Genomic DNA, 14,679 nt, shown 5'->3' on the forward strand with positions numbered 1-14,679 from the left:
CCGCCTATTTGGAGGCGTGTCGCCTACTTCGGCGCTTGGCAGATGAGGTCGGAGCCGTTGCGGACGTCGGCGTGTTCGCGGGAGCGCGGTTGCCGAGGGGCCGCCGCGCTATTCGTTCTCGTCAGGGGCGAGGAACTTCATCAGCGTCTCCATGAGGTGGAGCGTCCTTCGGCCCGGATCGAGGAGGGACTGGATCCGGAGGCCGTCCATCATTGCCATTACCATGGTTACTTTGTCGTCTGCGCTGAGTTCCTCGCTGTCCTGCGTGGTGGCAAGCCGTGTGCTGGTGAAGTGGTCGCGCATCTTTTCTCTGCGCGCGATGAAAAAGTCGTGGGCGGGGTGGCTGGGATTTGTTGCGGCGATGGTGATGGCGAGCCAGTTTCGTTGCTGGTCCGGGTGCGCGAACTCGTCCTGCAGGACGCTGCTCAGTACCTGTTCCCTGGGCACCTTCGATTCGATGATGCGGCGGGCGAGTTCCGAGTCGTCGGCATCGCGCTGCGCGAGGGCGGCCAGGAGAAGGTCATCCTTGGTGGCGAAATGGCGCAGCAGCGCGGCATGTGTCACGTTGGCGCGGGCGGCGATGTCCCTCAGGGATGCCCGCTCGTAGCCATGCTCGGCGAAGCTTGCTGAAGCTGCTCTGACGATCTCCGCCCGGCGGGCGGGAGTTGATGCGTACGGGCCGCGTCGTCGTGGGCCGGCCTTCTTCCCGGTCCCTTGCTCGGCAGTCGTGCTCACGGAAATCATCTCTTTTCTGCGGCTGGCGCTGTCTTCCTGGGGTATTGCCAATTGTAACCACTCTGGCTACTATTTCTCGAAGAGTAACCATTCTGGTTACTATTTACTTGGCTTCGACACAGTTGTCGTCCGGCGTCTTGCGTGCTGCGGCGGGGGGAGCCATCCGATTAAGGAGTCATAGGTGACTACAAACGAACACGAGGCTTCTGGTTTCGTTGGCGGCATTGCGGCCGCCCAGCCGGTGCCCGGCAACCAAAATCCCGGCGAAGCTTCCGACGGCGTGGAGGCCTTCGCCGCCGAGCCCCAGTCACCTGTGAGCAGGAGCTACATTTTTTGGCTGATGCTGGCCAGCTTCGGGGCATCGATCGCGATGATGGTGCCGCTCTCGTACGGTATCGCGGTGCGGATAAGCGAATTGGCCCCCGGCCACGAAGAGGTGCTTGGCTACATCACCGGCACGGCCCAGCTGATCTATCTGGTCATCAGCCCGATGGTGGGTATCTGGAGCGACCGCATGCGGTCCGGCTTTGGCCGCCGCACCCCGTTCATCTTCCTCGGCACGGGTATCGGCCTGGCAGGCCTGGTGGTGATGGGACTTGCCCCCGATCTGCTCATCGTGGGAGCGGGGTGGGTCCTGGGCATGTCCGGTTGGTCCATTTCCGGCGCGGCCATCCAGAACCTGATGGCCGACAAGCTGCCGGACCAGCAGCGCGGCCGGGTTTCAGCACTGACGTCGCTCATGACCCAGATCGCACCCGTCCTGGGCATCGGGGTGGCCTACACAGTCTCCTCAAACACCCTCCTGGTCTTCGTCGTCCCGGGCCTGATCGGCGCCGTGCTCCTGGCCCTGCTTCCGATCATCAAGCCAGAGGGCAGCTCCAAGGACCTTGCCGTTACCTCCCAGGTCACGGCAAAATCGGTGATCGCCAGCTACGGCTTCAACGTGCGCAAGTACCCCGACTTCGCGTGGAACTGGCTGGGCCGCTTCGTGTTCTTCATCGGACTGTACTTCAACACCACCTTCGGCACGTTCTTCTACGCGCAGCGCCTCAACCTCCCCGTGCGGGAAGTGGCCGGGGTCGTCGCCACCATCGGCATGCTGGGCGTCGTCGCGGCCGCGGCGGGGGCGCTGCTGGGCGGGTTCCTGTCCGACAAACTGCGGCGCCGCCGCCTGTTCGTGATGATCGCCGCACTCCTCTTCGTGGGCGGAGCGCTAGCAGAGGCAACCGCATGGTCCCTGCCACAGCTGATCATCGGCGCCGTGCTCATGCAGACCGCCATCGCCGTCTTCGCAACAGTCGACCAGGCCATCATTTTCGCCATCCTGCCGAACCGCAGCGAAACCGGGCGATACATGGCGGTCGTGGCCTTCGCGCAGAAGATCCCGAGCGCTGTAGCACCGCTCATCGCTTCGCTGGTAATCACGATAGGCGCAACCGGGGCGGAGAAGAACTACACGCTCCTGTATCTCACTGGCGCTGTCCTTGCCCTGCTGGGCGGCACCGTGATCGCACTCAAGGTCAAATCAGTCCGCTAGCACCTGCATATCAAGGAAGAAGGACCACCCATGGGCGGAGCGCCCTACGATCTGGCCGTCGACAGCGGCGGAGACCAGTTCCCTGTCACGGGGCCTACCCCCAGACTGTCATGGAAAATTTCAGCGGAAACCACCGCTGCCTACGAACTCGAAGCGACCATCGATGGTGTACTCCAGCCCGCCGTGACGACGGATCAGCGCCTGTACGTGACCTGGCCGTGGCAGGCGCTGCGCAGCCGGCAGCGAGTCCAGTGGCGGGTCCGGACCGAAGCGTCGGGTGACTGGTCTGAGTGGGCTGCGTTCGAAGCCGGACTGCTTGATGCGGACTGGACCGCCTCCTGGATCACCTCTCTTGAACAGGAAGACCCGGGCTACGGCCGCCGGCCCGCCTACCTCCTCAGCACCAGCTTCGAGTTGCCGAGCGGCGTGAAGTCCGCCCGGCTGTACGCGACGGCTCTCGGCGTCTACACAGCGGCGGTGAATGGGCAACGGGCGGGCACCGCTGAACTGTCCCCCGGGTCGACGTCGTACGACCGCACCCTCTACGCGCAGGCCTTCGATGTGACGTCCTCGCTGAGGCCGGGACGCAACCGGGTGGACATTGAACTGTCGGACGGCTGGTACCGCGGCCAGGTGGGCGCGTTCCGGCTGCCCGCCGGCTGGGGCACCACGCTCGGTGCACGTGCAGAACTGCATATCGAACTAGACGACGGATCCCGCCCTGTCGTCCTCACGGACGGCACATGGACGAGCGCCCCGTCGACGACGACCCGTGCCGACCTGATGGACGGGCAAAGCGTTGACTTCAGGAACCCTGCTGCGGCAGGGGCGAAAGCACTTGTGGACGTGGTGGAGGCACCGCCGATCGACTGGTCGCCCGCTCCGCCGGTCCGTGTCATCGATTCGCGGGCGCCGGAACACGTCTCCGAGGTCAGGCCGGGGGTGTGGGTGGCCGACTTCGGCCAGAACGCGTCCGGGTGGATCCGGCTCGAGGACCTCGGACCAGAGGGCACGCGCACGGTGATCGAGTATGGCGAACACCTCGGCCCGGACGGGGACCTCTCAACCTCCCACCTCGATTCCCACCGGCCGGGAGAGCCGGCAAGAATCTTCTCCCAGCGTGATGAAGTGACAGCAGGACCCGCCGCCGCAGTCTTCGAACCCCGCCACACGGTCCACGGCTTCCAGTACGCCCGCATCAGCCGCGACGGAACCCCGCTGGGCCCGTCAACGGTGGCGATGCAGGTGGTCCACACCGACCTCCACCGGACCGGAGAGTTCTCCTGCAGCAACGAGGACCTCAATCACCTGCACCGGATCGGCGAATGGAGCTTCCTGGGAAACGCGGTGGATGTGCCCACGGATTGCCCCACCCGGGAGCGTGTGGCCTGGACGGGCGACTACCAGGTGTTCATCTCCACCGCCACCAGGCTGCGGGACGTGCTCGGGTTCAGCCGGAAATGGCTAAGGTCTGTACGCGACGACCAATTGGCTGACGGCCGGATCGCCAACTTTTCCCCCGACGGCCGCCGCATCAAGAACAACCTGGATGACCAGTTCGCGATGATGACCGGGTCCGCCGGGTGGGGGGACGCGATCGTGGCAGTTCCCTGGGCACTCTACGAGGAGTACGGGGACGAAGCGGTTCTCGCCGAGAACTGGGACGCTATGAGCCGATGGGTGCAGTGGGCCTTGGAAAAGGCCCGTACTACCCGCCATCACGCCCGCGCCCAGCTCTCGACCGACCCGGAACCGTTCGAACAGTACCTGTGGGACGGCACATTCCACTGGGGGGAATGGACCGAGCCGAAAAAGCGCGACGCCGACGGGAAACTGGTCGACCCCGTCCAGGACAACCCCATGGCCTGGTTCATGGAAGACAAAGGCGAGGTCGGAACGGCCTACCTCTACCGGTCCGCGGCTACGCTCGGCCGTATCGCACAGGTTCTTGGCCGGAGCAACGATGCATCAAAATACGCTGGCCTCGCCGAATCTGTACGTGACGCATGGCAGGCTGCCTACCTTCGTCCGGATGGCACCACCGCCGCCGATACCCAGGCCGGCTATGTCCGGGCGCTCTCGTTCGGCCTCCTGCCGGACGATGCCCGCGGGCTTGCCGTTGATCGGCTCGTCGAGTTGATCCGCGCCGCGGATACGCATCTGGGAACGGGTTTCCTCTCCACGGGGGACCTGCTCCCGGTTCTTGTTGACGCGGGCCGCGCAGACGTTGCCTACGAGCTGCTCCTGCAGCGCAGCGCACCGTCGTGGCTGTACATGGTGGACAAGGGTGCCACGACGATCTGGGAATCATGGGAAGGCATTGACGATGAGGGTAAGGCACACGATTCCCTGAACCACTACAGCAAGGGAACAGTGCTTCGGTTCCTCCACGAACACACCCTGGGGCTGCGGCAGCACCACGGGTCGGTGGCCTGGCGCTCGATCGTGATCTCCCCAAACCCCGGACCGGGCATCACCTGGGCCCGCGGCTCGCACGAAACACCGAACGGCACCATCAGGGTGCACTGGCACCTCGACGGTGAAGAGTTGCGCATCGACGCTGACATACCGGCTGAAACCACCGCCCGCATCGTCTTCCCTGACGGGGCCGAACACACCGTCGGCCCCGGACGATTCCGTGCGGCCAGCCCCTTCCCACAAACAAGCACAGCAGACCTACGCCGCTCAACGGCAACAGTTTGAGAACCTGCCCCGCCAGGGCACCACGACACTCATAGAAGAGGATGACATGACTACTTTCCCCGACGGCTTCCTATGGGGCGCTGCAACTGCTGGCCATCAGATTGAAGGCAACAACGTCAATAGTGACTGGTGGGCGCGCGAACTGACCTTGCCCGGCATGGAGCTTTCCGGCGATGCCTGCGACAGCTACCACCGGTACCGGGAGGACATCGACCTCCTCGCCGACGCCGGGCTGACCTCCTACCGGTTCAGCCTCGAATGGTCCCGGATCGAACCCGTCCCCGGGCACTTTTCCAAGGCGGAGCTTGGGCACTATCGGCGCATGATCGAGTACTGCTTTGGGCGGAACGTGACGCCGGTCGTCACCTTGCAGCACTTCACCACCCCGCAGTGGTTCGCGAACGACGGCGGCTGGCTGGCTCCCGATGCGTCCGAAAAGTTCCAGCGCTATGTCACGGCAGCCACCGAAATCCTCGACGGGGTTGAATGGGTGGTCACCATGAACGAACCCAACATGCAGGCTGCGATCATGACGGCCATGCGGCGGATGCAGCAGAGCCAAGGGGCCCAATGGCAGAGCCCCACCGTCGAAGGAGAAGGCGAGAAGAAGCAGACGCACAGCGACTTCCTCACCTACGCAGATCCCGAAATCGGGCGCACCTTTACCGCCATCCACCGCGCCGCCCGTGAGATCGTGCGGACACGCACCAACGCCAAGGTCGGATGGACCATCGCCGCCGGAGCACTCACCCCGGCCCCCGGCGGTGAAGAGAAGCTCCTTGAGATCCGGTACGGCAAAGAGGACGTCTACTGGGAGGGCAGCCGCGGCGATGACTTCGTCGGAGTACAGGCATACTCCAGCCAGGAAGTGGACGCCAACGGCCTCGTCCCCCACCCCTCGCACCCCGACAACACCCTCGTGGGCACCTCGTACCGCCCGGACGCGCTCAGCATGGCCGTCCGCCACGCCTGGGACATCACCGGCGGTGTTCCCGTCCTCATCACAGAGAACGGCATCGCCACCGCTGACGACGGGCAGCGGATCCGTTACACCACCGAAGCGCTAGTTGGCCTGCACGAGACCATGACTGAGGGCATCGACGTACGCGGCTACCTCCACTGGTCACTCCTGGACAACTTCGAGTGGGGACACTGGGAGCCCACGTTCGGCCTGATCGCCGTCGACAGGGAAACCTTCGCCCGCACCCCAAAGCCAAGCCTCGCCTGGCTCGGCGGCGTCGCCCAACACAACGAACTCGGCGCCGGGGTCCTCTCGTGACGACAGCTTTCGCCGACGTCTCCGCCGCACCCCTCGCCCAACTCCTATCCCTGGCTGGCCGGCAGGCGGTGGTCACGGGCGGGGCACAAGGCCTCGGCAAGGCCATTGCCCTCCGGCTGGCAGAAGCAGGCGCCAACATCCTCATCGGCGACGTCAACGCTGAGCGGGCACGAGCCGCAGCAAACGACATCGCTGAACGCTTTCCCGTGCGCGCAGTCGGTGTCACCATGGACGTCACCCACTCCGAATCCGTCCGCGCCGCCGCTTCGACTGCGGCCAAAGAGTTCGGCGGCATCGACATTTGGGTCAACAACGCAGGCATCTTCCCAAGCGTTCCGGTCCTCGAAACACCCGATGCGATCTGGGAACAGGTCTTCGCCGTGAACACCCGCGGTGTCTTCAACGGCTGCCGGGAAGCCGCACGCCACATGGCCGGTGCGCACCGCGGCGGGGTCATCATCAACATCGTCTCCACCGCCGGATTCACAGGAACAGCCCCAGGTCTCTCCGCCTACGTCGGATCCAAACATGCTGTCCGCGGCATGACGAAGCAGATGGCCCTTGAGTTCGCTCCCCTCGGAATCCGCGTCCTCGGAGTCGCCCCCACCTTCGTGCCCACCGAGGGCAACATGGCCGCGGCCGCAGCGCACCCGCCAACGGAAGAATCCGGACAAACCATGGCCGCAATGACCAACAGCCTGATCGGCCGCATCGGAACCCCGGACGACATCGCACGCGTTACCCTCTTCTGCGCGAGTGACCTGTCTACCATCATGACCGGAACCACACTTCTCGCCGACGCCGGGCAGACTATCTGAGTGCAACCCGACACGACCTCGCCCCTTTTTGGGGCACTCCCCGCCTGTCTCTAGAACCGATAGCGGACCTTCCGTCAACCTGAAGTGACTCCAGCTCTGGCATCGTGACTGGGCTGGCAGGGGAGGGGATCAGGCCAGCGTGCCCTGGCGCAGGTACTGATACACCGTTTCCGCGGCTGATGCCGTAATCGCTGGCGAGGACGGATTTGGGAAACCCGGTGGCCGCACATACCCGATCCGCTGTCCAGCCACCGGCGCCCCAAACCCATCAACCTGCCAGATTGAGTTCTTGGCGGCCTTCCCAAGGCACGTCAAGACACCGACCCGAGGACGTCAGGTTGGGGTGTGCTCCAACCTGACGAACACAGGGCAGTCCTGACGAACACAAGGCAGTGAGCTGATTTCTTCAGACTGTCCGAATGGCACGTAGGCTGTTCCACCTCTCAAACGTGGGCTGGAACGGATTTAGCTCTAGCCGTTGTTGAGCCAATGCTGAGTTCAAATCGTGGAGCCTGCGGAACGAGCGGCGAGGCGCCGGCATCTGCTATGTAGAGCGCCGCCAGGCCTCCAAGTTCAACTAGTGGCAGGGTCATGGTTGTGAGGCCAAAAACGGCGCCGCCCCGGGTGCCGCCGATGCCGGCGACAGACACGTCATCGGGAGTCTTGTATCCAGAGGTCCAAAGGTACGCGAGGATGCCCACTGCAATTTCATCGTTGGCGCACACGATCGCTTCCGGAAGCTGACCGGCGCTAACGAGTTCTGCAATCGCCTTCCGTCCTGATTCCTGACGCATTCCCGTTCCGCCGATGACCTGGGGACGAGCTTGCGCTTCGAACATTGCCCTACGGTAGCCGTCCGTCCGTTGTTCGACTGCCGTCAGGCCTGGCATACCGCCGATGAATGCAACTCTTCGATGACCAAGCGACAGCATGTACCGGGTGAGTTCGTAGGACGCTTCGACGTTGTCGATGATGATCTTCGTCGAATCGAAGCCTCGGGGCGCAAGCGCTACAACCCGGGTTCCGGCTCGAACGGCAACATTGACCTCACGGGCCAGATCAGCCGTGCCAGGTGAGCCCTCAATGTCACTGCCGCAGAACACGATGCCCGATGCCTGGTGTTCCCGGAGAACCTTGAACTTGGTTCGCTCCTGTTCCGGATCCCGGTTGGCGTTGGCCAGGATGGTGACGTAGCCGGACTTGGCAGCTTCGATCTCAATGCCGCGGGCGAGTTCCGCAAAATAGGGGTCGAGGATGTCGCTGGCAATAACCCCGATGATCTTGCTGCGTTGTTGCTTCAAGGCCTGAGCGGCCGCGCTCGGCGTGTACCCCAACGTTTGGGCTGCTGTTCTCACGCTGGCTCGTACATCTGAGGAGACCGGATGTGCTGACCCGTTAAGGACGCGAGACGCTGTGGCCACGGAGACAGCGGCTAGTTCGGCTACTTCACGCAGTGTCGCCAATGGTCCAACTCCTTTGATGGCCTGTTCTTGCGACCAGGCCTAATTGAAATCTGGTTGACAGGGTGGCCCGTCTCACACTAGCTTAATGGTAAACCTTTGCCACTGCCAATAGGCGCGCTTTAGAACTTATGGCAAACGTTATCCACCGAAAACTCAAAGGAGAGACATGACTGACCTTTCAAAGCCCTTCGATCTGATCGTTGTAGGAGCCGGCGCAGCAGGCCTGGCAGCAGCCAATCGCGCCGCCGATCTGGGCGGACGTGTTCTGCTCTTGGAGAAGGGCGAGGCTCCGGGTGGATCTGCTGCCCTGTCCGCCGGCATCCTCTGGACTGCACCGAACCTGGAGGTTCTTCGCCGTATCCAGCCCGATGGTGACCCTGTTCTCGGTCCACTAGTCGTCGAAGGATACGAGCAGGCCGTGCAGGACGTACGCGACTCAGACGTAAAGGTTTCTGAGGAATGGCTCGATCACCTGGAGTGGGGACGGGCATGCAAAATTGATATTCAAGATCTCATCGCAAAGTGGTCCGCCAAAGTCAACAACACCGGCGGCGTCCTGCTCACGGGAGTCAGTAATCTTGACCTCATCCGTAGCGATGGTCGAGTCTCCGGGGTGACCTTCCTGCACGATGGAGAGACCAGGAAGGCGTCCGGCACGGCGACGGTCCTGGCTACCGGAGGGTTCCAGGGAGACCCCGAGCTGAAGCAAAAATTCATCGGTAACGGGGCGGACGACATCGCTGTCCGGAGCAATCCCCATTCAGTTGGTGACGGCTTCCGCTTGGGTGCGGCTGCAGGCGGCGCGGCCAGCCGGCACTTGTCAGGCTTCTACGGCCATACGCTGCCCAGCCCGCTGCCTGTTTCCCCCGAGGTGTTCCTTCGCTTGACCCTTTACTTCTCCGCCTACGGGATTATGGTCAACCGGCTCGGACGGCGCTTTACTGATGAATCCTTGGGTGATGAGGTCTCCAATCAGGCTGTCGTCCGCGAGCCTGGCCAGCGGGGAGTCCTGATCTGGGATGACGAAGTCCAGCAGAACCGGGCGCTGGCCGTGCCGTACCCCAGCGGCATGGCCCTGGACCGTCACGCGGAAGCAACCAAGCTCGGTGCCCGGACTGCCGAAACCGACACCTTGGAGGAGCTGATCGAGGTAGTGGCCAGCTGGGGCGTTGACCGTGCAGGTCTTACAACCACGTTGGAGAACTACCAGCGCGCCACCAATGGAGAATCCGTGAGCCTGGACGCACCATTGCCTGAGCGCCCGAGCCCTCTGAAGAAGGGTCCATTCCGCGCAGTCGAACTTCAGCCCTGCATCACCATCCCGTTCGGCGGCCTCCGCGTGAATGGGGACAGCCAGGTCCTGAACCGTGACAACCAGCCGGTTCCTGGACTGTTTGCTGCCGGGGCCGATGCCGGCGGCGCCCAGGACCGGCGTTACGTAGGCGGGATCGTCTTCGGCCTCGTCTTCGGCCGACGGGCAGCGGACGCAGCTTTGGCCAACGCGCCAACGGCTGCCAACGGGGACGAACTGGCTTCAGTCTGATGAACACCGCCACGCAGTTTCGCGGAGTCGCCTGGGCGGGACCCGAACAACTCGCCCTGGAAGACCGCCCGTCATCTCAGCCAACCGCCAATAATGAAGTCGTCGTTCGCGTCGAAAGTATCGGAGTCTGCGGTACGGACGTGACGATCTGGAGGGGCAATTACCCGGGCGTGCCTGCCGGGACGGTTCTTGGGCACGAGTTCGGCGGCACGATCGTAGAAGTCGGTGCCAATGTCACTGATCGGACCGTCGGCCAGCTGGTGGCGGTTGATCCCAACATAGTCTGTGGACACTGCCCGGAATGCGCCACAGGATCCCGGGCACTGTGCAGTGAGCGTCGCCTGATGGGCCTTGACCTCGATGGTGGTTTACAAACGCAAATCACCGTCGACGCAGCACAGACCATCCCTGTTCCTGGGAATCCTGACCCGAAGTCCCTGGGCCTCGTTGAGCCTCTGGCCGTGGGTGTCCACGCCTGCTCGCGCGCCGGAATCACCTCCGGCGCGCGGCTGGGCATCATCGGAGGTGGGGCAATCGGGATGGCCTGTGCTCTGCAGGCCCGGAGTCTTGGCGCCGGCAGCATCACCGTCGTCGAGCCGGATGCCCTCCGCAGGGCAACCATCGAAGAGTATGGCGTCACTGCCATCGCCCCGGGAGAAACCCCGGCAGAACGCTGGAATGTCGCCATCGACACCGTAGGGAACGGTGCCACTATCGGTGCCGTTATGGGCCTGATGGAGCGGGGCTCCACGATCTGCGTCGCCGGTCTCGCCGAGGGCGGAAACCTGCCGCCTGCGAAGGACCTCGTGCATCATGAACTCACCCTCACGGGAACCTTCTGCTACACCTCAGAAGACCTCCACACGGCTGCCGAGCTTCTGTCCCTTCACGGCCTGGCTGCATTGCCCAACGACCTCGTTCACGGTCTCGACCAGGCACCCACGGCTATCGCCTCATATGCCGCCGGGAATCTTGGGCGGGGCAAAACCATCATCATCCCGTGAATAACCCCTTCAAGGGCCCTCCCAACAACTGAATCTGCAATGAAGGAGACGTCAGTGAACAACTCGCTGCAGCACGCTAACTCCCACCCGCCGGACGCCAAGAAAAATAGTCCGGTCCGCGCCGCCATTGCCAGCATGGCCGGCGGAACGCTCGAGTACTACGACAACTACATCTACGCCCTGGCCGCCGCCCTTGTATTCGGGAAGATCTTCTTCCCCGAGTCAGGCGCCGTCGCGACCATCGCCGCCCTGGCTACCTTTGCGGTCTCTTACGTAGCCCGGCCGATCGGTGCGATCCTCCTCGGGCACTTCGGGGACCGCATCGGCCGCAAGAAGGTCCTCGTGTTCATCCTCGTCCTCATGGGAACGGCCACCTTCCTGGTGGGCTGCCTGCCCAACTATGCCCAGGTCGGCATTTGGGCACCCATCTTGCTGGTGACTCTTCGAATCCTGCAGGGCATCTCCGTCGGCGGCGAGACAGCGGCCGCAACGGTGCTCACCATCGAGGTATCACCTGAGCGGCGTCGAGCCTTCTTCACCAGCTTTGCACCCAACGGAATCGTCGCCGGCTTCGTCCTGGCAACTCTCATCTTCGTGCCCATATCCGCGCTGCCTGAAGACCAGCTCCTGAGTTGGGGCTGGCGCGTACCGTTCCTGCTAAGCGCTGTCGTTACTCTGGCAGGCTTCATCATTCGCTCCAAGCTGGATGAGCCCGAAGCGTTCGTGGAAGCCCAAAAGGAACACGCACTCGTCAAGGTGCCGGTTGTTGAAGTGTTCCGTTCCCATTGGGGCTCGATCATTCGAGTGACGTTCTGCTCACTCGCTTTTGCGATTGACACAGTCATCAAGGTTTTCGCGCTCTCCCTGGCCACCGGGGTCTACGGCATTCCGCGGAGCACCATGCTCTGGGTTCTCATCGTCAGCCACGTGTTCGCTCTAGTGACACAGCCACTGCTCGCAAAGCTGTCTGACCGGATCGGACGTAAACCGGTTTTCATTGGGGGGAACGTAGGCTGCGCAGTGATGATTTTCGCGTACTTTGGCTCCATCCAAAGCGGAAACGTCCCGCTGCTTTTCCTCACAGGGTTCCTCTCCGTGGCGTGTGCTTACGCGGCCATTAACGCCACCTATCCGTCGTTCTTCGCGGAAATGTTCAATCTCAAGGTCCGCCAGACGGGTATGGCCTTGGGTCTTCAGATCGGTCTGATTGCCGCAGGTTTTGCGCCCAGCGTTTACACGGCGCTCACTGCTGGCAAGCCCGGCGACTGGATGCCTGTTGCGGTTATTTCCGCCATCATCTCCTTGCTCGCGGTCCTGAGCGCCCTGACCGCAAAAGAGACATTCAGGACACCGCTGGACCAACTCGGGAACTCCATCTCCACTGCCACGCCACTCCCTGCCGCCGCCCTCACCGGAGATCGCTCATGAATCAGAATTTCCGACATAAATCCCTTCAGATCACCACCGCCCCGCACGATCCGACCCCAACGGGCAAGCCCGTCTGCTCGGACCAGCCTCAAACAAAACGGCGCTTCAACAACCTGTTGCCCTCACTGGCAGAAGCAGCATCACGATGACATACGCAGCCAACGAGGAGAGAATCATGGAGCTAAGCCTCAACCAGGCCACTACCCGCCCATACCCGCTGATCGAAACCGCAGAGGCGGCGATGCGGGCAGGTATCCGGCACATCGGCCTTTGGATCGAGCCGGTCGAAGAGATCGGCATTGCCCGCACGCAGCAGCTACTCGGCGATACCGGTCTGTCGGTCAGCTCCGTGTGCAGGGCCGGGTTCCTGGCCGACAAAGAGGGTGTAGAACTGCGGGCTGCCATTGATGGTGTCAAAAGGGCACTTGATCTGTCTCACGAGGTGGGGAGCCCCATGCTGACCCTGATCGCCGGCGGTCTTCCAGCCAGTGACCGCAGCATCCCCCACGCCGAACAGCGGCTCCGCACCGCGCTTGAGGAGCTGGAACCGCATGCCCGGGAGACCGGGGTCCGGTTGGCCCTGGAACCTCTACACCCGTTGTTTGTGGACAGCCGCAGCATAGTCACCACGATCGGTCAGGCCTTGCGGGTCATCGAAGATCTCCCCGCTGACACTGTCGGAATACTCATCGATGCGTACGCCACCTACTGGGACTCGAACTTCCACGACGACGTCGTGGAAGCCGGTCCGAGGATCGCCGGCTACCAGGTCAGCGACTTTGCGCTGCCGTTGCCGGTCCCTGAAAACATGAACGGCCGGCTGTTCCCGGGAGAAGGAAGCATCGACCTCGCCTCCCTGACCGCCTCAGTTCGCCGCGCCGGGTACGCCGGGCCCGTTGAGGTCGAAATCTTCAACGACGACATCTGGAAGTTGCCGTTGGAAACCATCATTGAACGCACCGTAGCCGGCTTCAACCGCTACGTCGCCGAACCCGTGAACGCATTGGAGCGCCAACTCACATGAACACCATCGATTTGCCCGCACTTGGCGGGCAGCACCGGACCATAAAGCTCGCGGTACCCGCTGACCTTGAAACCAGCAGCACACCGCCCACGTCCCGCATCGTTTACGCCGCGGGCCACGTAGTGGCCGACCCTCTGCTGGCAAGTGCCGTGTCTTCAGCGATCGACTGGGACGCGACACTAAAGATCCGGCATGAACTCTGGGGCCTTGGGCTGGGTATCGCCGAAAGCATGGACACCGCCCAGCGGGGAATGGGCCTCGGGCCCAAGGAAGCACTCATTCTCGCCCGGCGCACACTGGCCGAAGCACGCACAGTGGGGGGATCAGTCGTCGTCGGAATCGCAACCGATCAGCTCGCCCCGGGACCCCACCCGCTCAAGGACATTGCGGATGCCTACATCGAGCAACTGGCCGATATCGAGGACGCGGGAGGAAGCGTGGTCATGATGGCCAGCCGCCACTTGGCGCTCTCCGCCAAGGGCCCGGACGATTACCTTGAGGTATATGGCAAAGTGCTGGATTCTGCGAAGCGTCCGGTCATCCTGCACTGGCTCGGTTCCATGTTCGACCCCGCCCTCGAAGGATACTGGGGCCACAACTCCATCCCGGACGCATCCGACACCGTCCTGAAGCTCATCGAATCGAAAAAGGACAAAGTCGCCGGCATCAAGATCTCACTGCTGGACAAGGACCACGAGATCAGCTTCCGGCGCCGGCTCCCGGCAGGAGTCCGCCTCTTCACCGGCGACGACTTCAACTACGCCGATCTCATCGCCGGGGACGAACACGGGCACAGCGACGCCCTTCTGGGCGCATTTGCCGCGGTGCCCCGCTTCGCGTCCGCGGCATTCGCCAAGCTTGATCGCGGAGATGTCGCCGGTTTCCGCCAAATCCTGGAGCCGACAGTTCCGCTGAGCCGCCTCATCTTCGAAGCCCCGACCCAGTACTACAAAGTGGGCGTCGTATGGCTGAGCTACCTGACCGGGTGGCAAAGCCACTTCCGCATGGTTGCCGGATTTGAATCCGGCCGCTCACTGGTCCACCTGGCCGACCTGTTCGAATCGGCGAACAGCATCGGCCTGTTCCCGGACCCGGAAGCGTCCGCCGCGCGGGCTTCGGCATACTTCCGCGCGCAGGGGCTGTGA

At 63.1% G+C, this 14,679-nt stretch carries 11 protein-coding genes and 1 pseudogene; 9 read left to right on the forward strand and 3 right to left on the reverse strand.

The features are described from left to right. Positions 1–108: 108 nt before the first annotated feature. On the reverse strand, positions 109–735 hold the full coding sequence (locus tag AC57BR_RS09500; RefSeq protein ID WP_496359863.1) for a TetR/AcrR family transcriptional regulator: 627 nt from the start codon (positions 733–735) through the stop codon (positions 109–111). Between the two features lie 181 nt (positions 736–916). On the opposite strand from AC57BR_RS09500, the gene AC57BR_RS09505 reads away from it, so the two are divergent. From AC57BR_RS09505 to AC57BR_RS09520, 4 genes are read left to right on the forward strand one after another with little or no spacing between them, the layout of a single operon-like run. Beyond that, on the forward strand, positions 917–2,272 hold the full coding sequence (locus tag AC57BR_RS09505) for an MFS transporter (protein WP_496359865.1): 1,356 nt from the start codon (positions 917–919) through the stop codon (positions 2,270–2,272). Positions 2,273–2,302: 30 nt separating this feature from the next. After that, positions 2,303–4,975, forward strand: coding sequence for a family 78 glycoside hydrolase catalytic domain (locus tag AC57BR_RS09510; protein ID WP_496359867.1), 2,673 nt, complete (start codon positions 2,303–2,305; stop codon positions 4,973–4,975). A 46-nt stretch (positions 4,976–5,021) separates the two neighbouring features. After that, positions 5,022–6,254, forward strand: a complete 1,233-nt coding sequence (locus AC57BR_RS09515; protein ID WP_496359869.1) for a glycoside hydrolase family 1 protein — start codon at positions 5,022–5,024, stop codon at positions 6,252–6,254. Next, positions 6,251–7,072, forward strand: a complete 822-nt coding sequence (locus AC57BR_RS09520; protein ID WP_496359871.1) for an SDR family NAD(P)-dependent oxidoreductase — start codon at positions 6,251–6,253, stop codon at positions 7,070–7,072. Before AC57BR_RS09515 ends, AC57BR_RS09520 begins: the two co-directional genes overlap by 4 nt. A gap of 443 nt (positions 7,073–7,515) precedes the next feature. On the opposite strand, the gene AC57BR_RS09525 is transcribed toward AC57BR_RS09520, so the two are convergent. Together AC57BR_RS09525 and AC57BR_RS09530 are read right to left on the reverse strand one after the other, a co-directional pair. Beyond that, the gene (locus AC57BR_RS09525) at positions 7,516–8,373 is read right to left on the reverse strand and encodes a LacI family DNA-binding transcriptional regulator (protein WP_496360062.1); all 858 of its coding nucleotides are present in this window, start codon (positions 8,371–8,373) and stop codon (positions 7,516–7,518) included. A 27-nt stretch (positions 8,374–8,400) separates the two neighbouring features. Continuing rightward, positions 8,401–8,535, reverse strand: a pseudogene (locus tag AC57BR_RS09530) (LacI family DNA-binding transcriptional regulator); the annotation flags it as partial. 166 nt (positions 8,536–8,701) lie between these two features. On the opposite strand from AC57BR_RS09530, the gene AC57BR_RS09535 reads away from it, so the two are divergent. From AC57BR_RS09535 to AC57BR_RS09555, 5 genes are all read left to right on the forward strand, one after another. Then, positions 8,702–10,078 (forward strand): FAD-dependent oxidoreductase, encoded by a 1,377-nt coding sequence (locus tag AC57BR_RS09535; protein ID WP_496359873.1) that lies wholly within the window; start codon positions 8,702–8,704, stop codon positions 10,076–10,078. Continuing rightward, complete coding sequence (locus AC57BR_RS09540) at positions 10,078–11,082, forward strand: zinc-dependent alcohol dehydrogenase (protein ID WP_496359875.1); 1,005 nt, start codon at positions 10,078–10,080, stop codon at positions 11,080–11,082. The genes AC57BR_RS09535 and AC57BR_RS09540 overlap by 1 nt, the downstream gene beginning before the upstream one ends. A gap of 54 nt (positions 11,083–11,136) precedes the next feature. After that, positions 11,137–12,510: an MFS transporter gene (locus tag AC57BR_RS09545; protein ID WP_496359877.1), complete on the forward strand. Its 1,374-nt coding sequence runs from the start codon at positions 11,137–11,139 to the stop codon at positions 12,508–12,510. 145 nt (positions 12,511–12,655) lie between these two features. After that, positions 12,656–13,534 carry a sugar phosphate isomerase/epimerase family protein gene (locus tag AC57BR_RS09550; RefSeq protein WP_496359879.1) on the forward strand — a complete coding sequence of 293 codons (879 nt, stop codon included), beginning with the start codon at positions 12,656–12,658 and terminating at the stop codon, positions 13,532–13,534. Then, positions 13,531–14,679, forward strand: coding sequence for a dihydrodipicolinate synthase family protein (locus AC57BR_RS09555; protein ID WP_496359881.1), 1,149 nt, complete (start codon positions 13,531–13,533; stop codon positions 14,677–14,679). The genes AC57BR_RS09550 and AC57BR_RS09555 overlap by 4 nt, the downstream gene beginning before the upstream one ends.

The organism is Arthrobacter sp. BGA-UO-ETr-C19 (assembly GCF_059568005.1).